This window comes from Streptomyces sp. NPDC048560 (genome assembly GCF_040650955.1).
In the GTDB taxonomy this organism is placed as follows: domain Bacteria; phylum Actinomycetota; class Actinomycetes; order Streptomycetales; family Streptomycetaceae; genus Streptomyces.
The window spans coordinates 388,382-409,008 of record NZ_JBEZIJ010000002.1 but is presented as its reverse complement, the minus strand read 5'-3'; the positions used below and the strand labels follow the sequence as shown (position 1 = coordinate 409,008).

Genomic DNA, 20,627 nt, shown 5'->3' with positions numbered 1-20,627 from the left:
CCGCACCCCCGTGTCGCGCACGGGTGTGCGAGGCCCTACGTCATCCGATCGGGTGACACAGAATGCACCGCCCGCTGACGGCGCGCGCCGGCGGAACATTAGACTCGTCGGATCGGCACGCTCGACCAGCTCAAACGCAAGGAGGCACGGGTGGATCTGCTGACCCGCATCGGGGGACCGCGCGACCTGGACCGGCTCACCGTTGAGCAGCTGGAGCAGCTCGCCGGGGAGATCCGTACGTTCCTCGTCGACGCGGTGTCCAAGACCGGCGGACACCTCGGACCCAACCTGGGCGTGGTGGAACTGACCATCGCCCTGCACCGCGTGTTCGAGTCGCCGCGGGACAAGGTCCTCTTCGACACCGGCCACCAGAGCTATGTGCACAAGCTGCTCACCGGCCGCCAGGACTTCTCGAAGCTCAAGAGCAAGGGCGGCCTCTCCGGCTACCCCTCCCGGGCCGAGTCCGAGCATGACGTCATCGAGAACTCGCACGCCTCGACCGTGCTCGGCTGGGCCGACGGCCTCGCCAAGGCGAATGAGGTGCTGGAGAAGGACGACCACGTCGTCGCGGTCATCGGGGACGGCGCCCTCACCGGTGGTATGGCCTGGGAGGCGCTGAACAACATCGCCGCCGCCAAGGACCGCCCCCTCGTCATCGTCGTCAACGACAACGAGCGCTCGTACGCCCCGACCATCGGCGGGCTCGCGAACCACCTCGCCACCCTGCGCACGACGGACGGGTACGAGCGGTTCCTGGCCCGGGGCAAGGACCTCCTGGAGCGCACTCCCGTCGTCGGGAGGCCGCTGTACGAGACCCTGCACGGCGCCAAGAAGGGCCTGAAGGACTTCATCGCCCCGCAGGGCATGTTCGAGGACCTCGGCCTGAAGTACGTCGGACCGATCGACGGCCACGACATCGAGGCACTGGAGTCCGCGCTCCAGCGGGCCAAGCGCTTCGGCGGCCCGGTCATCGTCCACTGCCTCACGGAGAAGGGCCGCGGCTACACCCCGGCCCTCCAGGACGAGGCCGACCGCTTCCATGCGGTCGGCAAGATCCACCCGGACACCGGACTGCCGATCTCCACCTCGGGCCTCGACTGGACCTCCGTCTTCGGCGAGGAGATGGTCAAGCTCGGCAAGGAGCGCGAGGACATCGTCGCGATCACGGCGGCGATGCTCCAGCCCGTCGGCCTCGGCAAGTTCGAGGAGGCGTTCCCGGACCGGATCTACGACGTCGGCATCGCCGAGCAGCACGGCGCGGTCTCCGCGGCGGGCCTCGCCACCGGCGGACTGCACCCGGTCTTCGCGGTCTACGCGACCTTCCTCAACCGTGCCTTCGACCAGGTCCTGATGGATGTCGCCCTGCACAGGTGCGGCGTCACCTTCGTCCTGGACCGCGCCGGGGTCACCGGCACGGACGGCGCCTCGCACAACGGCATGTGGGACATGTCGATCCTCCAGTGCGTCCCCACCCTCCGGATCGCCGCCCCGCGCGACGCCGACCAGGTCCGCGCCCAGCTGCGCGAGGCCGTCGACGTGGACGACGCCCCCACCGTGGTGCGGTTCTCCAAGGGCGCGGTCGGCCCGGCGGTCAAGGCCGTTGGCAGGGCCGGCGGGATGGACGTCCTGCGCGAGGCCGGTACCGAGCGGCCGGACGTGCTGCTGGTGTCCATCGGGGCGCTCGCCCCGATGTGCCTGGAGATCGCCACGCTGCTGGAGGCCCAGGGCATCTCCACCACGGTGGTCGACCCCCGCTGGGTGAAGCCCGTCGACGAGGCCATGGCCCCGCTCGCCGAGCAGCACCGGGTCGTCGTCACCGTCGAGGACAACAGCCGCGCCGGCGGTGTCGGCTCGGCCATCGCCCAGGCCCTGCGCGACGCGGACGTCGACGTACCGCTGCGGGACTTCGGTATCCCGCCGGTCTTCCTCGACCACGCCTCGCGCAACGAGGTCATGGCCGAGATCGGGCTGACCGCCCCGGACATCGCCCGTCAGGTCACCGGCCTCGTGGCCAAGCTCGACGGCCGGTACGAGAGCCGGGACGCCGAGCCCCTTCCGGCGGAGTCCGCCCGCGACTGACCGCACCCCGCATCACCGTCCGCGCCCCTCGGTCCCACCGGACCGGGGGGCGCGTCCGTCTTCCGTGCTCCCGCCGCCCCGGAGCCGTCCGGGGCGCGCGCCTACTCCGTACGGCCCAGTGACCTTCCCTCTCCCGGGCCCCATCGGGTGAATCGCCCCGCGCGACCGCCCTCTTGCCGCGCGCCCTCTCGATCATGGCCGTGATTCGGGTAACGCGAGGGCCCCGGCGACGCACGAGAAGAACGATCACGGAGGCAGACCGGTGAGCACAATGTTCCGCACCAAAACCGTCGAACAGTCGATCAGGGACACGGAGGAACCGGAGCACAAACTCAGGAAATCCCTCTCGGCACTGGACCTGACCGTCTTCGGTGTCGGAGTCATCATCGGCACCGGCATCTTCGTCCTGACGGGCAAGGTCGCCAAGGAGACCGCGGGCCCTGCGACCGCGCTCGCCTTCGTCGCCGCGGGCGTCGTCTGCGCGCTGGCCGCGCTCTGCTACGCGGAGTTCGCCTCCACCGTCCCGGTGGCCGGGTCCGCCTACACCTTCGCGTACGCCTCACTCGGCGAACTGGTCGCCTGGATCATCGGCTGGGACCTGATCCTGGAGTTCGCGCTGGGCACGGCCGTCGTGGCGGTCGGCTGGTCGGGCTACGTCCGCTCGCTGATGGACAACGTCGGCTGGACGATGCCCGAGGCACTCTCGGGGCCCGACGTCGCCGACGGCTTCGGCTTCGACATCCTGGCCTTCGTACTGGTGCTGCTGCTGACGGTCATTCTGGTGCTCGGCATGAAGCTGTCCGCGCGCGTCACCACGGTCGTCGTCGCCATCAAGGTGACGGTCGTCCTCATCGTGATCATCGCGGGTTCCTTCTTCATCGACAGCGACAACTACTCGCCGTTCATCCCGGACGCGGTGAAGCAGCCCGCCGGGGCCGGCCTGGACGCGCCCCTGATCCAGCTGATGTTCGGCTACGAGCCCACGAACTTCGGCATCATGGGCATCTTCACCGCCGCGTCGGTCGTCTTCTTCGCCTTCATCGGCTTCGACGTGGTGGCCACCGCAGCGGAGGAGACCAAGGTTCCGCAGCGGGACATGCCGCGCGGCATCCTCGGCTCGCTCCTGATCTGCACCGTGCTCTACGTGGCCGTGTCCATCGTCGTCACCGGTATGCAGCACTACAGCGAACTCTCGGTGAGCGCCCCGCTCGCCGACGCCTTCAAGGCCGTCGGACACCCCTTCTACGCGGGCGTCATCAGCTTCGGTGCCGCCGTGGGCCTCACCACGGTCTGCATGATCCTGCTGCTCGGGCAGACCCGGGTGTTCTTCGCGATGAGCCGGGACGGGCTGCTCCCGCGGTTCTTCTCCGTCACCCACCCGCGCTTCGGTACGCCGTACCGGCCGACCATCCTGCTCGGCGTGGTCATCGCCATCGTCGCGGGCTTCACGAGCATCAACGAGCTGGCGACGCTGGTGAACATCGGCACGCTCTTCGCGTTCGTCATCGTCGCCCTGGGAGTCCTCGTCCTGCGCCGCACCCGGCCGGACCTGCACCGTGCCTTCCGCACCCCGTGGGTCCCGCTGGTCCCGATCCTCTCGGTGGCCGCGTCGGTCTGGCTGATGCTGAACCTGCCGGCCGAGACCTGGGTGCGGTTCGGCGTCTGGATGGCGATCGGTGTCGCCGTCTACTTCCTGTACGGGCGCAGGAGCAGCCGCCTGGGCGCGAGCGAGGAGCGCAAGCAGGTCAGTTGACCCCGGCGGGCCGCGCGGGGGCGTACCGTACGCCGCCCCACGCACCGCGCCCGTGAGCCCGCAGCCCGCACCCGCGGGCGCCTGGTCCGCGGTGACCACGACACAGAGGCGGCCCGGAGACCGGGCCGCCTCTGTCGCGACAGTTCGGGTGAGCCTTCGGCCCGGGGGCGGTCAGCCGCCGGTGGCGGGGGACTTCTTCGCGGACTCCGGGATCGTCGCGTCCTCGCGGATCGCCTTCCAGAGCGTGCCGGCCTGCGGCTCGGCCGCCACGACCCGGTTGGGGTCCTGCTTGTCGTACGCGACCGGGAGCATGATCGTCTCCATCGATGACGGGTCGACGCCGTTCATCGAACGCGCGAAGTCGCTGAGCGACTTGAGCGAGGCGAGACCCTCGTCGGTCGTCAGGGACTTGGTGGCGGAGCTGGCGATCTTGTACGTCGTCGTCGGGCTGCCCAGCAGGTCCTGCGACTTGATCTCGCTCAGCAGCGCCATCATGAACTGCTGCTGGAGCCCGATGCGCCCGAGGTCGCTCCCGTCACCGATGCCGTGCCGGGTACGGACGTAGGCGAGGGACTCGGTGCCGTTCAGCTTGTGCGGACCGGCCGTGAGGTTCAGCCCGGACGCCTTGTCGTCGATGTCCTGCGGGACGTCGACCGTGACGCCGCCGATGGCGTCGACCAGGTCCTTGAACCCGGCGAAGTTGATCTCCAGGTAGTGGTCGATCCGGACGCCGGACATCTTCTCGACGGTCTTGACGACACAGGCGGGACCGGCCAGCGAGTACACGGAGTTGAACATCACGCGGTTCGCTGACGACATCGTCGAGCCGTCGGACTTGGTGCACTCCGGCCGCGTCACCAGGGTGTCACGCGGGATGGACACGGCGACGGCCTTCGTACGGCCTTCGGGTATGTGCACCACCATCGCGGTGTCCGAACGCGCACCGCCGACGCTGCCGCCTCCGCCCAGCTCCTTGTTCTCGGCGCCGGCCCGCGAGTCCGAGCCGAGGACCAGCAGGTTCTGGCCCGTCGTCGGGAGCTTCTCGGGACGGTCCTCACCGAGAGCCTTGTTGATGTCGACGGCCTTGATGTTGCCGTCGAGGCTGCTGTACATCCAGTAGACGGTGCCGCCGCCGGCGAGCAGGAGCACGAGGAAGATCCCGAGGGCGATCTTGAGGCCGCGCCGGCGCTTGCCCGGGGCCTTCTTGCGCTTCCGTCCGCCGCTGCGGGACGCCGGACGGCCTTCGTCCGTGCCCTGGGATATGTCGTCGTGGCTCATCGTGATCGAGTCCTCAAATCTCGTGGCCCCAGGTGGGCTGTGGAGTGCGTGGGACTCGGGTGGGGGGTGTGGCCGGTCCGTGTGTGCATGACTGAGCGTGCACTATAGAACAGAGGATCGTGCGCATGGGCGATTTGGCCCTGCGCGGAGGGTGTCTGCGAGGGCCGGGCGGTGCCTGCGATGCCCCGGCGCGGCGCTGTCCGGAGTGCCGACGCCCTGCCGGAGGGCGGCCCGGCGCTGAGCATATGATGTTGTCGGCCCCATGTGCGGGCAGGATGAAGAACTCGTGAAGCGGAGAGGGCGTTACGGCTCATGCGGAGAAGAGGATCGGACTCCGCGAGCAGTGCCCCTGCCGCCCCGTCGTCCGGGCGTCATCAGGTCCTCGGAACGCCGCACGGCCGCTGGATGCCGCTCGGCAGGGACGGCAGGCTGACGCTCTACGCCCGCACGGACGGCGGCCTGTTGCGCTGGACCCAGCGGAGCCCGGGCGGGGACCGGTGGGACGGCCCGGACTTCGTACCGGTCGCGGACCTGACGGACCTGACGATCGTTCAGGGCGCCGACGCGTACGTGCACTTCCTCGGGCGGCGCGAGCGCCGTGGTTCCGACGGGCCGAGCGTGGACTTCGTGCACGCCGTCCAATACCAGACCGGCCGTCCCGTCTCCGCGTGGCGCTCCCTCGGCAACTTCTACCGCAACCGGGAGATGGGCCTGAAGGTCGGCCCGGCGGCCGGGGCCGTCGACGCACGGGGAACGGTCTTCGTCTTCGCGCGCAACGCGGGTCGCGGACTGCAGGTGCGCTGCGAGGGCAAGAGCGGCGAATGGGGGGCCTGGCAGGACGTCAAGGGCTCCGGACTCGCCGCCGAGATCGTGGCGTCGGTGACCTCCGGCGGGCTCGTGGAGGTCTTCGCGCCCAGCGACCGCGGGGCGCAGCAGTGGCGTCAGGGTGATCCGGGCGGCCCGTTGCTGATCGCTCCGCCCCTGCCGTTCCACGCTCTGGCCGGCTCCGTGACGGCGCTGGAGACGGCGCCCGACCGACTCACCTACTACTGGACCGATGTGAACAGGGCGGGGGTCGTCTCCTACCGCGCGGGCGCCTGGCCCGTGCCGGTGGGCGGACAGCCCGGCGACGGCGCCGTCGTGGCGCTGCGCACCCCGCTCGACGGCTATGACTGCACGGTTCTCGCGCAGCGCGGGGCGGCCGGCACCCTGCTGATCGGGGTCTGCGGTACCGAGGGGGAGCAGGGCGGCGTGTGGTGGTCCGACACCACCGAGGAGTGCACCGGTGATCCCGCGCTCGCCCTCGACGGACAGGGCCGCGTCGTCGTGGCGGTTCGCGGGCGGGACGGGGCAATGTCCGTCGCCCGGCAGGAACCGGGCCCGGGGCTCACGCTCTCGCCGCACTGGCACCGGCTGTGACCAGCTGACACACCGTCCGGAACACGGGGCGTCACTGGTGGGTCGCCCCGTGTTCATGTGGTGTTTCCGTGGAGCCGTAAAAGGTTGTACGAGTATCCGGTGTGATTTATCACGGGCATATGTCGGTTATATGCGCTTCATTGGCTGGACGTTGATCGGTTCTTTATGTGAAGGTTCTGTGACTCACCCGCGGGTGAGCAGGGGGGACGGCCCGGTGGGGCGGTCCCGAGGGGGATGACAGGTTTCGGTCTCATGCCGTTTGTCGCCCGGGCACGAGGTAGTGCCTGGCGGCGACAGACGCTGGACCGCAGTGGCGTGGGTGGTGGATGCCTCGTGGTCGGTTCCGGTAATCCGGAGGCGGGATCGCTGGTTTCGGCGTATCGGTCCGTAGTACCGGTGGGCGCGCGGAGGGGCATCGTCCGCAAGGTGCCGGCCCCGCTGCGCACCGCCGTGAAGACCTCGCTCACCTCCGTCGACTCGATCCGGTCGGCCACGGTCGTCTGGGCGATGGGCGGCCGCCGCAACGCGCCCCGGCACAGTGAGGCATCCACGCGCCGGGTGGTGCGTGTCAAGGGCCGTCACATGTACGCCCTTCTCGTGGAAGGCGCCACCGCGTGGGCCGCCCGGGCCCGCAACCTGCACATTCTCATTGCCGCGCTGGAAGCCGGGGGCATCGACTACTTCTGTGTCCGCGGTGCCACGAAGGACGTTCCGACCGTCGCGATCCCTCTCGGACAGCGCGAGTCGGCGGAGGAGATGCTCAAGATCGCCTTCGACCAGACACCGGGCTACGTGGGGGCGGCCACCGCGACCGAGTCGGACATGCGACCCGGCGACGACGACAGGTCCTGGCGCCAGCTGCGAAGGCGCACCGCACTCCGGGTCGCCTGGTACGTCACCGACCCCACACATGAACTCGTCTTCGGCGCCGACCAGGGCTGCGACCTCGAGTTCTGGGCGGAACGGGACGGGGAGCTGGAAGCGCCCCGCCCCAACCGGGTGGTTGACGTGGTGCCGGTCGACGCGCCTCGGCACACCGTCCCGCAGGCCCTGTTCGCACTGATCCCCGGCCCTTACACCACGGGCAGCGCGAAGACCGTGGCCGAGTTCACGCAACCCCTGGCGGAGGACCACCTCTTCCCCATCGACGTCGTCTACACCTGGGTCGACGACTCCGATCCCGTGTGGAGCGCCGAACGCGACGCCGTCCGCTCGGGACGGCTGGGCGGCCCGCCCCAGGTCCTGCACGACCAGGCGGCCAACGACGCGCGCTTCACCAGCCGCGACGAACTGCGCTACTCCCTGCGCTCCCTGCACCAGTACGCACCCTGGGTCCGCACCGTCTACCTGGTCACCGCCGGACAGGTGCCCAGCTGGCTGGACACCGACGCCCCGGGCCTCCGAGTCGTCGACCACCGCGAGATCTTCTCGGACCCCGAGGCTCTGCCCACGTTCAACTCGCACGCCATCGAAAGCCAGCTGCACCACATCGACGGCCTGTCCGAGCACTTCCTCTACCTCAACGACGACGTGTTCTTCGGCCGCCCGCTCGGCGCCGAACTCTTCTTCTACACCAACGGCCTGACCAAGTTCTTCCAGTCCAAGGCGCTCATACCGAGCGGCCCGGCGGACACGGACGACCTGCCGGTGAACGCGGCGGGCAAGAACAGCCGGGCACTGATCGAGCGGTCCTTCGGCACGCGCATCGCGCAGAAGACGAAGCACACCCCGCATCCGCTGCGACGGAGCATCCTCTCCGACATCGAGCTCGTCTACAGCGAAGAGCACCACCGCACCCAGCACTCCCGCTTCCGGTCTCCCGAGGACGTCCCGATCGCCTCGTCCCTGCACCACTACTACGGCTTCCACACAGGCCGTACGACGGTCGGGAACCTGCGCTACCAGTACATCGACCTCGCCGCCGAACAGGCCCGGCGCCGCCTGGACAACCTCCTGGCTCATCGGAACTTCGACACGTTCTGCCTGAACGACACCGTCGAGCATCCCGACCCGGAGGCCCAGGAGCACATGGTCCGGAGCTTCCTCGACGCGTACTTCCCCGTCCCCAGCCGCTTCGAGCGGGCCGACTCGGACGAGTACCGCAACGCGAGCCGGCCGATCCGGTCGCGGAAGGCCGAGCTCAGACGGTGAGCGAACCGTTTCTCCTGCCGCACCACCCATCACCCGACCCGAAAGTGAACCCGCGTGTTTGACACCTCCAGCCGAGCAACGGCTGGCGAGACCTCCAAGGGCACCGGCCCTCGCCCGGAGCCCGTGCCGGCGCAACTGCGCAGGAGCCGTACGGAGCGGCAGGTCATCGTCGACATGCACAAGCGTGTCGCGCTGGTGCACGACCGTCTCACGCCGCTCGCCGCGCGTGAACTGAACAACCTCGCGGTCCGTCGCGCCCTGGAGGCCGAGGGGATCGACTGGTTCGCGGTACCCGGCCTCGACGACACCGCCTCCGCGGTCGGCGTCGACGCGCGTCAGCGCCCGCAGGCCCTGGCGGCGCTGCGCGCCCGCCTGTCCGGCAGCAAGGGCTACATCGCCCGCCCCAAGGCCGGGATGGCCCCGGGCGACGGCGCGTGGGAGGGCTCTTCGGACAAGACCTGGGAGCGGGCCGGCGGCCTGTCCGTCGTGCGCGCCTTCTGGTTCCGCACCACGGAGGAAGGGCACCTGACGCACGGCGCCGACACGGGATGCGACATCGAGTTCTGGGAGCCCGAGGAGAGCGTGCCCGGCCGGGGAGTCGACCGCCTCGCCGCACCCCGCCGCAACCGCGCCAGCGAGCACGTCTTCCTCGGCCACCAGCAGGTCGTCGTCCCCGGAGAGCAGATGACCCGGCTCGTGGGCCGGTCCCACGAGTCCGAGGTGCCGCCGCTGCGCCCCACGCGCACCCGCCCCGAACTGGACATCCCCTTCCCCGACGAGCACCCCTTCCCCATCGACGTCGTGTACACCTGGGTGGACGGCGACGACCCCGCCTGGCAGCGGCGCCGCGCCGAGAGCCGCGGCGAGGTCTTCCACGCGGAGGCGGCGAGCCTGGCCCGTTACGTCTCCCGCGACGAGCTGAAGTACAGCCTTCGCTCGGTGCGGATGTTCATGCCGTGGGTGCGGAACATCTATATCGTCACCGACCAGCAGACGCCGAACTGGTGGGCCGTCGGCGACGGCAGGGCCCGCGTGGTGGACCACCGGGAGATCTTCGACGACCCGTCCCACCTGCCCACCTTCAACAGCCACGCGATCGAGTCCAGGCTGCACCACATACCCGGACTCTCGCGCCACTTCGTCTACTTCAACGACGACATGTTCATCGGCCGGACCCTCACTCCGTCCGCGTTCTTCCACCCGAACGGCATCGCCAAGTTCTTCCCGTCCCCGGCACAGGTCCCCTACGGGCCCCCGGAGCCCGACGAGGTGCCCACCTCGGTCGCCGCGAAGAACAACCGCCGGCTCATCCAGGAGCGGTTCGGCCGCACGCTCGTACAGAAGATGAAGCACGTGCCGTACGCGCTCAACCGGGACATCCTCGCCGCCATCGAACAGGACTTCCCCGAAGAGCACCGGCGCACCTCCGCCAGCGCGGTGCGGAGCATCTCCGACCTGTCCATCGCCTCGTCGCTGCACCACTACTACAGCTACTACTCCGGGTGCAGCCTGCCCGGCGACCTCCGGTACGGCTACTTCGCGCTGGACGATCCCGAGCTGGAGCACAAGCTGGAACTGCTGCTGCTGCGCCGGGACCGGGACACCTTCTGCCTCAACGACTCCGCGAGCGACCCCGCCGAGATCGAGCACCAGAGCCAGCTGCTCCACCGATTCCTCGAAGCCTTCTACCCGGTGCCGAGCCCGTACGAGAAGACGGGGGCCTGAGCCATGAACGTCGAGATCCTGGTCCACACCCTGGCCACCGACTCCATCGGCGCCCGGGCGGCCGCCCGCCTCGCCCAGTCCCTCGTCGCCCTGCACCGGGTGACCGTCGTCACCGTGCGAGGAGCCGCCGCACCGCACCCGGCGCTGCGGCTCCCGGAGAACGTCGCCGTGCTCGCCCTGGCCCCCTCGGTCGCGGCCGGCGACCGTGACGACGAAGACACCTCGCAGCTCGTCATCGCCGGCGACCCCGAGTTCCGGCGCTACAACCGCGCCGACGACGGACGGCTCCGCAAGCACCTGTCCGCGAGCGGCGCCGACGTGGTGGTCGCGCTCAGCTCCGCGCTCGGCGCGGCCCTGGCCCAGTGCCGCGTCCCCCACGCGCGGCGCATCGCCCGCCAGCCCGCACCCGTCGAGCGGCTCCCGGAGTCGGTGCGCGCCCGCTGGACGGAGCTCTACCGCGAACTCGACGCGGTCGTCCCGCTCACCCAGGGCGACGCCGCCGCCCCCGAGTACCAGGCGCTGCGCGCCGCCGGTGTCGAGGTGCGCCACATCGCCGAGCCGGTGCTGCTCGCCGAGAGCCCGGACAAACCGACGACGGGCGTGGTGATCAGCGCCGGGCGGCTGATCTCGCACCGGCGCGTCGACCTGGCACTGCACGCCTTCGCCCAGACCCGTACGGCTCACCCGGGCTGGCAGCTGAGGATCGTCGGCACCGGGCCGCTGCGCCGCGAGACCCGCGAACTGGTCACCGCGCTGGGACTCCACGACCACGTGCTGCTGGTCGACCGGGAAGCCGGCGAGGAGGACTACTACGACGCCGACATCGCGCTGGTGGCCGCGGAGCGCCTGGACAGTGCCCGCCCGGTGCTGGAGGCGCTCGCCCAGGCCACGCCCGTGGTCGCCACGGAGGTGCCCTTCGGAGCACCCGAGGTGCTGGCCGAGGGCCACGGCGGGCTGATGGTGCCGGTCGGTGACGTCCACGCCACGGCCCGCGCCCTGGAGCGCTACATGGCGAACGAGCACCTGCGCTCCGCGCACCGGGTCCAGGCCCTGCGGACCGCGCGGTCCTCGGGCACTGAGCAGGTCGGTGACGCGTACGAGGAACTGTTCGGGACGGTCAAGGCCGGGGCACGCGGCCGCTGGGGCAAGGGCCGGCGCACGGGAGGCGGCGCGCCCGCCGAGGACCGTCCCCAGCCCACCGCCGACTGCCGCGTGCTGCCGAACGGCGCATGGGAGGTCACCCTGCGCGGATTGTCCGGTGCTCGCACCGTGCGCGTCAAGGAGCAGGGCGGCGGCCGCAAGGGAGTGGTCGACTTCGCCGTCGAGAGCGGCGGCACCCGGGCCCTGATCGACGCTCGCGCCCTCGCCGTGCTGGGCGAGGGCCGCGCAGATCTCTACGCCGTGGACGGCAGGGGCAAGGAGAGACGCCTGCGCTACGGGCAGTGCACGCTCGGCGGGGCACGCGACGTCGGACACCTGAGCGACCTGGACCACTTCCACTGGGCGCTGCCGTACGCGACCGAGGGCGGCTATCTGCGTCTGCGGATCTGGTCCCGGCCGAGCCACGCCGAGCTGGTGTCCGTCGACTACAGCGACACGAGTCTGTGGCTGACGGGCTGGCTGCAGGGGGAGTGGCAGCTGGGCGGCGAACTGCTGCTGCTGCTGCGCCGGCGCCAGGAGCCCGCGCGCATGCTGGCAGCCGGGCGGGTCCGCTTCGAAGACGGCTGGTTCGGCGCGGAGTTGAAGATGGACGAGGCCATGAGGGCCCGGCTGCTCATGCGCGAGAACTGGGACGTGCTGCTCACCGACAGCAGCGGCAGAGAGCCGGTCAGGGTGGCGCGCATCGCCGACGACCAGGTGGTGAGACGCGATGTACAGCGCTTCCCGGAGCTGGTGCGGGAGGAGCCGACGGACCTGTTCGGGCCCGACGTCGGCCGTGCCGTCGTCGGACTGCGCCCCTACTTCACCGCGGACAACGAACTCTCGCTCGTGGTGACCGAGCACCACTGACAGCGGCCCCCCTACCGACCCCGAGAATCCCGAAGGACACTTGTGCGGATCTCCTTCCTGCTCCACAGCATCGACAATTTCGGCGGTGTACCGCGGGCGACCAGCAGTCTGGCCTCCGCGCTGGCGGTCCACCACGAGGTGGAGATCGTCTCGGTTTTCCGTACGGCGGACCGGCCGTCCTTCCCGCCGTCCAGCGGCGTGACCGTGCGCTACCTGGCCGACCGGCGCGAGGGGGCGGCGAAGCACAAGGGCGGCAAGCCGTCCCGGATCATGCCGCGCGAGGACAGCTGGGCCGACGAGTACACCCAGGAACTCGATGACCTGATCCTCGGTCACCTCGGGGGCAGCGGCGCCGATGTCGTGATCGCCGCCCGGCCGGCGTTCGCCGCGTACTTCATCGCCCATGGACGGCACGGCTACGGGCGCGTGATCATCGATCACGAGGGCTCGATGGTGCCCTCCGAGGAGCTGCGCGAGCGCACTCTGGATCTGTACCGCGAGATGGACGGCGTCGTCTGCCTCACCCAGGCCGACCTGAACAACTACCAGCGACAGCTGGGTGATGCGGCGCCCCCGTTCGCGGCCATCGGCAACATCGTGCCGCCGCCGGCCCGGCACGCCCCCGTGCGCGGACTGCCGCTGATCGCCGCCGCGGGACGACTCGTGCCGCGCAAGGGCTTCGACACGCTGATCAACGCGTTCGCCCAGGTCGCCCCCCACCACCCGCAGTGGCGGCTGCGCATCTTCGGCCGCGGACCCGAGCACGCACGGCTGCAGGACCTCGTGCACGCGCACGGGCTCAGCAACGCCGTCCGTCTCATGGGCGCGCTGCCCGACCTCACGGGGGAATGGGACAAGGCCGCGTTCGCGGTGAGCGCGGCCAGTCGCGAGGCCTTCGGCCTGACCATGGTCGAGGCCATGCACCACGGGCTTCCGGTTCTCGCCGCCGACGCGCCCTTCGGCCCCGGTGAGATCGTCGTCCCGGGCCGCAACGGCATCCTGGTTCCGGTCGGTGACGAGGAGGCCATGGCCCAGGCGATGCGCTACCTCATCGAACAGCCGGCCGAGCGGGAGCAGCTGTCCCAGGGCGCCTACGCCACGGCTCCGCTCTACAGCGCCGAGCGCATCGCCTTCCGCTACGACGCGTTCCTGCGGGACGTGGCCGCCTCGGTCCCGAAGGAGCACACGGCGGCGGTCCCGTCCGTCGTCCCGTCCGGTGTCCCGGCGGAGGTCATGGTGCGCGGCGACGGTGCCATCGAGGTCCGTGTCCTGCTGCACCCCGGCGCGGAGGCCCCCGCGCTGTGCGTCACCCCGCGCAGGGCCGAGACCCTGGTCAGGCTGGCGGCCCTCGGGACGTCGGTGGACGAGACGACGGGCACGCTGCGGTCGGTGTACGCCGTCCCCGCCGAACCACCGGTCCTCGCCGAGGGCCGCTACGACCTGGACCTGGAGCTGCCGGACGGCCGGCGCCAGCCGCTCGCCGTGGAGGGCGTCCACACCGGTGGTCTGCTGGTCCGCCGGATTCCGGCGGGAGGTCCCGCGTACTGGCCCCTGCCCTACCGTGCCGCGGACGGCCATCTGTCGATTCTCGTGCGTCATCGTGTGGAGCATGCCGAGGTGCATGACGTGCTGGTCGGGCAGGACGGCTGGCTCGTGCGCGGCGGCCTGGTCGTTCCGCCGGGTACCGACCTCTCCGGGCTGCGGCTGGGCGCCATGCCCCGTAAGGGGAGTGTCGCGTCCACGGTGTCGGGCCAGGTGTCCCTGGGACACGACGGCGCGTTCGAGGCGCATCTGCCGTTCGCCGGGGTGGTTGCCGCCTCGTCGGGCGGCCACGACGACTGGGACCTGTGGCTGGAGCGGGAACCCGGTCAGCCGCGCATCCGGCTGGCGCGCTTCTTCGACGACATCCTGGAGCGGAAGCGGATCGACGTCTACCCCACACAGCGCTGGCACCACCCGACGCAGGGCCCGGCGCGCGGAAGGGTCTTCTTCACGCCCGGCAACGAGCTGTCCTTCACCGTCAGCCCCGACAAGGCCTGACACCCCATCCTTGCGGCCCCATCCCCGGCCTCGGGCCCGGCTCCGGGCCTTCGTCCCGTCACATCGTCATATCCGTAGCCCGCTGTGGAGTTCACCTTTATGCCTACGCACCACCGCCGTACCCGCAAGGCCGTCATCCCGGCCGCGGGTCTCGGCACCCGATTCCTCCCCGCGACCAAGGCGACTCCCAAGGAGATGCTCCCGGTCGTGGATCGGCCCGCCATCGAGTACGTGGTGGCGGAGGCCGTGCGCAGCGGACTCGATGACGTACTCATGGTCACCGGCCGTAACAAACGGGCCCTGGAGGACCACTTCGACCGCGCCTACGAACTGGAACACCTGCTGGAGCTGAAGGGCGACCTCGGCAAACTGCGCCAGGTCCGAGAGTCGAGCGAACTGGCCGACGTCCACTACGTGCGGCAGGGCAACCCGCTCGGCCTGGGCCACGCCGTCCTCTGCGCCGAACCGCACGTCGGTGACGCCCCGTTCGCTGTGCTGCTCGGCGACGACCTCATCGACGAGCGCGACGCGCTGCTCTCCCGGATGCTGGAGGTCCAGGAGCAGCGTGGCGGCAGCGTCGTGGCGCTCATGGAGGTCGAGGACGACCGGACGCACCTGTACGGATGCGCGGCCGTGGCCCCCCTGGACGATGAGGCGGGCGACGTTCTGGCCGTCACCGATCTGGTGGAGAAGCCCGAACCCGGCACCGCTCCCAGCAATCTCGCCGTGATCGGGCGGTACGTCCTCGCCCCGCAGATCTTCGACGTCCTGCGCAAGACCGCGCCGGGCCGCGGCGGCGAGATCCAGCTGACCGACGCCCTGCGACAGTTGGCCCTCGACCCGGCTCTCGGCGGACCCGTGCACGCGGTGGTCTTCCGCGGCCGCCGCTACGACACCGGGGACCGCGGCGACTATCTGCGTGCCGTCGTCCGGCTGGCCTGCGAGCGCGAGGACCTCGGCCCGGAGTTCCGTGCCTGGCTGCGCGAGTTCGTGCAGGAAGAGGGCATCCGCTAGCGGGGCAGCCCGCAGCGAGGGCGGCCGGGACCGGAGTGGTGGGGGCCGCCGCAGGGCACATCAGTGAGGGCCGTACGGGAGTGATCCCCGTACGGCCCTCACAGTGTTCACACCGTCGGTGCTAGGCCGGGACGCTCGCCACGCCCGGTGCCAGGAACTTCCTGCCGTTGACGCGCTCCGAGATGCCCGCCCGGTCCAGGTACGGCGTGATGCCGCCCAGGTGGAAGGGCCAGCCCGCGCCGGTGATCAGGCAGAGGTCGATGTCCTGGGCCTCGGCGACGACGCCCTCGTCCAGCATGAGGCCGATCTCCTGCGCCACCGCGTCCAGGACGCGGTCACGGGCCTGCTCCTCGGTCAGGACGACATCGCCCTGCTTCAGGAGCGCGGCGACCTCCGGGTCCAGCTCCGGCTTGCCGGAGTCGTAGACGTAGAAGCCGCGCTTGCCGGCCTTGACGACCGCGGCCAGGTTCTCGGAGACGGTGAAGCGCTCCGGGAAGGCGCGGTTCAGGGTCTCGGAGACGTGCAGACCGATGGCCGGGCCGACCAGCTCCAGGAGGACCAGCGGGGACATCGGCAGACCGAGGGGCTCGACGGCCTTCTCGGCGACGGCGACCGGGGTGCCCTCGTCGATGACGTTCTGGATCTCGCCCATGAAGCGGGTCAGGATGCGGTTGACGACGAACGCCGGGGCGTCCTTCACCAGCACCGCGGTCTTCTTCAGCTTCCGTGCGACGCCGAAGGCCGTGGCCAGCGAGGCGTCGTCGGTCTGCTCGCCGCGGACGATCTCCAGGAGCGGCAGGATCGCGACCGGGTTGAAGAAGTGGAAGCCGACGACCCGCTCGGGGTTCTTCAGCTTCGACGCCATCTCGGTCACCGAGAGGGACGAGGTGTTGGTGGCGAGGATCGCGTGCGCCGGGGCGACCGCCTCGACCTCCGCGAACACCTGCTGCTTGACGCCGATCTCCTCGAAGACGGCCTCGATGATGAAGTCGGCGTCGGAGAAGCCCTCCGCCTTGTCCAGCACACCGGAGACCAGGCCCTTGTAGCGGTTGGCCTTGTCCTGGTTGATGCGGCCCTTGCCGAGCAGCTTCTCGATCTCGACGTGGACGTAACCCACACCCTTGTCGACGCGTGCCTGGTCGATGTCCGTGAGGACGACCGGGACCTCCAGGCGGCGCAGGAACAGCAGCGCCAGCTGCGAGGCCATCAGACCGGCGCCGACGACGCCGACCTTGGTGACCGGACGGGCCAGTGACTTGTCCGGCGCACCGGCGGGGCGCTTGGCGCGCTTCTGCACCAGGTTGAAGGCGTAGATGCCGGAGCGCAGCTCGCCGCCCATGATCAGGTCCGCGAGGGCCTGGTCCTCGGCGTCGAAGCCTGCGGACAGGTCGCCGTCCTTGGCCGCGGCGATGATGTCCAGCGCGCGGTACGCGGCCGGGGCCGCCCCGTGCACCTTGGAGTCGGCGACGGCCCGGCCACGGGCGACGGCCTGGTCCCAGGCGTCACCGCGGTCGACGTCGGGGCGCTCCACCGTGACCGTGCCGTTGAGCACGGACGCGGTCCAGATCAGCGACTGCTCCAGGAAGTCCGCGCCCTCGAAGAGCGCGTCGGCGATCCCGAGCTCGAAGACCTGCTTGCCCTTGAGCTGACGGTTCTGGTTGAGCGAGTTCTCGATGATCACCGTGACGGCGCGGTCGGCGCCGATCAGGTTGGGGAGCAGCGCGCAGCCGCCCCAGCCCGGGACCAGACCGAGGAAGACCTCGGGCAGCGAGAACGCCGGGAGCGCCTTGGAGACGGTGCGGTACGAGCAGTGCAGACCGACCTCGACACCGCCGCCCATGGCCGCGCCGTTGTAGTACGCGAACGTGGGGACCGCGAGACCGGACAGGCGGCGGAAGACGTCGTGGCCGCCCTTGCCGATGGCCAGCGCGTCCTTGTGCTCCTTCAGGAGCTCGACACCCTTGAGGTCGGCGCCGACCGCGAAGATGAACGGCTTGCCGGTGATGCCGATACCGGCGATCGCGCCGTCGGCGGCCTCCTTCTCGACCTGGTCGATGGCGGCGTCCAGATTCGCCAGCGACTGCGGTCCGAAGGTGGTCGGCTTGGTGTGGTCCAGGCCGTTGTCCAGCGTGATCAGCGCGAACCTGCCGGCACCGGCCGGGAGGTCGAGGTGGCGTACGTGCGCCTGGGTGACGACCTCACCGGGGAACAGCTCGGCCGCACCCTTCAGAAGCTCAGTGGTGGAGCTCACTTGTTGCCTCCGTCGAAGTTCGGGTTCTCCCAGATGACCGTCGCGCCCATGCCGAAGCCGACGCACATGGTCGTCAGGCCGTAGCGGACCTCGGGCTGCTCCTCGAACTGGCGCGCCAGCTGAGTCATCAGACGCACACCGGAGGAGGCCAGCGGGTGACCGTAGGCGATCGCGCCGCCGTACTGGTTCACACGCGCGTCGTCGTCGGCGATGCCGTAGTGCTCCAGGAAGGCGAGCACCTGCACGGCGAACGCCTCGTTGATCTCGAAGAGACCGATGTCGGAGATGGAGAGGCCCGCCTTGGACAGGGCCTTCTCGGTCGCCGGGATCGGGCCGTAACCCATGACCTCCGGCTCGACGCCCGCGAAGGCGTACGAGACGAGGCGCATCTTGACGGGGAGGCCCAGCTCGCGGGCGACGTCCTCGGCGGCGAGCAGCGAGGCGGTGGCGCCGTCGTTGAGACCCGCGGCGTTACCGGCCGTCACGCGGCCGTGGGCGCGGAACGGGGTCTTCAGACCGGCCAGGGACTCCATCGTGGTGCCCGGGCGCATCGGCTCGTCGGCGGTGACCAGGCCCCAGCCCGTCTCACCGGCCTCCGCGTTGGTGCGGCGCACGGAGACCGGCACCAGGTCCTGCTGGATCTTGCCGTTGGCGTACGCCTTGGCGGCCTTCTCCTGCGAACGCACCGCGTACTCGTCGGCGCGCTGCTTGGTGATCGTGGGGTACCGGTCGTGCAGGTTCTCCGCGGTCATGCCCATGAACAGGGCGGACTCGTCGACCAGCTTCTCCGACACGAAGCGCGGGTTCGGGTCCACGCCCTCGCCCATCGGGTGGCGGCCCATGTGCTCGACACCACCGGCGACGACGACGTCGTAGGCGCCGAAGGCGATGGAACCGGCCGTCGCGGTGACGGCGGTCAGCGCGCCGGCGCACATGCGGTCGATCGAGTAACCGGGGACGGACTGCGGCAGGCCGGCCAGGATCCCGGCGGTACGGCCAAGCGTCAGGCCCTGGTCGCCGATCTGCGTGGTCGCGGCGATGGCGACCTCGTCGATCTTCGCGGGGTCCAGGTCCGGGTTGCGGCGCAGCAGCTCCCGGATGGCCTTCACGACGAGATCGTCGGCGCGGGTCTCGTGGTAGATGCCCTTCGGGCCCGCTTTGCCGAACGGGGTGCGGACGCCGTCGACGAAGACGACGTCCCGGATGGTACGAGGCACGGTGGCTCTCCTCCAGGGTGCGGGATGGCACTGCTGCGGGGCGCACTCGGAAAGCGCGCCGCCTCCCTCATGCTACTTGCGGGTAACCAGACTGCCCACCCTCCTGGACCGGAGCGGCGAACGTCACACGCCCGGACGCCACAGGGTCGTCACAGGCAGTGATCATCCCGCCCGGCGGCGGCGAAATCGCGCAGCGCCGTCAACCTGGCGCGATTTCGATCCTCCCGGACGGCCATCGGGGCGCTCCCGGGTCCCGGGGCAGCACCGGAACACCCCCGGCCGGCCGGCCGGGGGTGTCGGTGTCCGAAGGGGGACGGGATCAGGCTTCGGTGCTGAGCGCCCGGAAGAGGAGCGGGGCGACCTGTGCGATCTGCCAGTGCCGCGCACCGTGACCCGCGAGCGTGTCCTCAAGCGAGGACGCCGTCAGGTTCTGCGGCGGCTCCCAGCAGACCCGGCGCACGGTGTCCGGAGTGATCAGGTTCTCCTGCGGCATGTTCAGCCGTTCGGCGAGTTCCGACACCGCGGCACGGGCCGCGGACAGACGGGCCGCGGCGACCGGGTCCTTGTCGGCCCAGGAGCGGGGCGGCGGCGGGCCGGCGAGCTGCTGGCCCGGCTGCGGGAGCTCGGACTCCGGCAGTGCCCGGGCCCGGTCGACCGCCGACTGCCACTGCTCCAGCTGACGGCGGCCCATGCGATGGCCGAAGCCGGGCAGCGCCATCAGGGCCTGCACGGTGAGCGGGAGTGCCAGCGCGGCCTCCACGATCGCACCGTCGCCGAGGATCTTGCCGGGCGAGATGTCACGGCGCTGCGCGACCTGGTCGCGGGCGTTCCACAGCTCCCGTACCACGGCCATCTGACGGCGGCGGCGCACCTTGTGCATTCCGGACGTACGGCGCCACGGGTCCTTGCGCGGGGGTGCGGGCGGTGCGGAGGCGATCGCCTCGAACTCCTCCTGCGCCCACTCCAGCTTGCCCTGCCGCCCGAGCTCCTCCTCCAGGGCGTCGCGCAGGTCGATCAGCAGTTCGACATCGAGGGCGGCGTAGCGCAGCCACGGGTCGGGAAGGGGGCGGGTGGACCAGTCGACGGCCGAGTGCCCCTTCTCCAGCGCGTAACCCAGTACGTTCTCGACCATCGCGCCGAGGCCCACGCGCGGGAAGCCCGCAAGCCGTCCGGCCAGCTCGGTGTCGAAGAGCCCGGTGGGGATCATGCCTATTTCGCGCAGGCAGGGAAGGTCCTGCGTCGCGGCGTGCAAAATCCACTCGCTGCCGGACAGCGCCTCGCCCAGGCCGGACAGGTCGGGGCAGCCGACGGGGTCGATGAGCGCGCTGCCCGCGCCCTCGCGGCGCAGCTGTACGAGGTAGGCGCGCTGGCCGTAGCGGTACCCGGAGGCACGCTCGGCGTCCACGGCCACCGGGCCGGTGCCCGCGGCGAAGGCGGAGATCACCTGGGCCAGGGCGTCGTCGGACGCCACCACCGGGGGAATGCCCTCGCGCGGTTCGAGCAAGGGGATCGGCGCCGGGGCGACGTCGTCCGGGGGGGCGCCCCCGGTGGTTCGCAGTGATGTGTCTTCTGCGGTCTCTTGGGCGTCGGTCACATGTCAAGGGTATCTGTGTATGTACAGCGCCCGTCGACGGAATGATCCGTCGACGGGCGCTGATGCACGTATTCCAGCCGTGGCCGCATCCGTGCA

At 70.6% G+C, this 20,627-nt stretch carries 12 protein-coding genes; 8 read left to right on the top strand and 4 right to left on the bottom strand.

From position 1 onward, the window contains the following. Positions 1-150 precede the first annotated feature (150 nt). Entirely contained in the window at positions 151-2,079 is a 1,929-nt protein-coding gene (dxs, locus tag AB0C82_RS08610; RefSeq protein WP_362837754.1) for a 1-deoxy-D-xylulose-5-phosphate synthase, read from the top strand. A 271-nt stretch (positions 2,080-2,350) separates the two neighbouring features. After that, positions 2,351-3,832, top strand: coding sequence for an amino acid permease (locus AB0C82_RS08605; protein ID WP_362838398.1), 1,482 nt, complete (start codon positions 2,351-2,353; stop codon positions 3,830-3,832). A gap of 171 nt (positions 3,833-4,003) precedes the next feature. Here the strand turns inward: AB0C82_RS08605 and AB0C82_RS08600 are convergent, their stop codons facing one another. Next, positions 4,004-5,110 (bottom strand): LCP family protein, encoded by a 1,107-nt coding sequence (locus tag AB0C82_RS08600; RefSeq protein WP_362837752.1) that lies wholly within the window; start codon positions 5,108-5,110, stop codon positions 4,004-4,006. A gap of 405 nt (positions 5,111-5,515) precedes the next feature. Here AB0C82_RS08600 and AB0C82_RS08595 point away from each other — a divergent pair, with 405 nt between their 5' ends. The 6 genes from AB0C82_RS08595 (at position 5,516) to galU (ending at position 15,469) form a co-directional block, all read left to right on the top strand. After that, on the top strand, positions 5,516-6,529 hold the full coding sequence (locus tag AB0C82_RS08595; protein ID WP_362837750.1) for a hypothetical protein: 1,014 nt from the start codon (positions 5,516-5,518) through the stop codon (positions 6,527-6,529). 333 nt (positions 6,530-6,862) lie between these two features. After that, positions 6,863-8,680 (top strand): stealth family protein, encoded by a 1,818-nt coding sequence (locus tag AB0C82_RS08590; protein WP_362837748.1) that lies wholly within the window; start codon positions 6,863-6,865, stop codon positions 8,678-8,680. Positions 8,681-8,734: 54 nt separating this feature from the next. After that, complete coding sequence (locus AB0C82_RS08585) at positions 8,735-10,405, top strand: stealth family protein (protein ID WP_362837746.1); 1,671 nt, start codon at positions 8,735-8,737, stop codon at positions 10,403-10,405. A 3-nt stretch (positions 10,406-10,408) separates the two neighbouring features. Then, positions 10,409-12,415, top strand: a complete 2,007-nt coding sequence (locus tag AB0C82_RS08580) for a glycosyltransferase (protein ID WP_362837744.1) — start codon at positions 10,409-10,411, stop codon at positions 12,413-12,415. 42 nt (positions 12,416-12,457) lie between these two features. After that, entirely contained in the window at positions 12,458-14,455 is a 1,998-nt protein-coding gene (locus tag AB0C82_RS08575) for a glycosyltransferase (RefSeq protein ID WP_362837742.1), read from the top strand. 99 nt (positions 14,456-14,554) lie between these two features. After that, positions 14,555-15,469: a UTP--glucose-1-phosphate uridylyltransferase GalU gene (gene galU / locus AB0C82_RS08570; protein WP_362837740.1), complete on the top strand. Its 915-nt coding sequence runs from the start codon at positions 14,555-14,557 to the stop codon at positions 15,467-15,469. Between the two features lie 121 nt (positions 15,470-15,590). On the opposite strand, the gene AB0C82_RS08565 is transcribed toward galU, so the two are convergent. The 3 genes from AB0C82_RS08565 to AB0C82_RS08555 all read right to left on the bottom strand — a co-directional run bounded on the left by AB0C82_RS08565 (position 15,591) and on the right by AB0C82_RS08555 (position 20,531). After that, positions 15,591-17,720 (bottom strand): 3-hydroxyacyl-CoA dehydrogenase NAD-binding domain-containing protein, encoded by a 2,130-nt coding sequence (locus AB0C82_RS08565; RefSeq protein WP_362837738.1) that lies wholly within the window; start codon positions 17,718-17,720, stop codon positions 15,591-15,593. Further along, positions 17,717-18,937 carry an acetyl-CoA C-acyltransferase gene (locus AB0C82_RS08560; RefSeq protein ID WP_356414526.1) on the bottom strand — a complete coding sequence of 407 codons (1,221 nt, stop codon included), beginning with the start codon at positions 18,935-18,937 and terminating at the stop codon, positions 17,717-17,719. The genes AB0C82_RS08565 and AB0C82_RS08560 overlap by 4 nt, the downstream gene beginning before the upstream one ends. A 319-nt stretch (positions 18,938-19,256) precedes the next feature. Then, positions 19,257-20,531 (bottom strand): ribonuclease D, encoded by a 1,275-nt coding sequence (locus tag AB0C82_RS08555; protein ID WP_362837735.1) that lies wholly within the window; start codon positions 20,529-20,531, stop codon positions 19,257-19,259. Between the last annotated feature and the right edge of the window lie 96 nt (positions 20,532-20,627).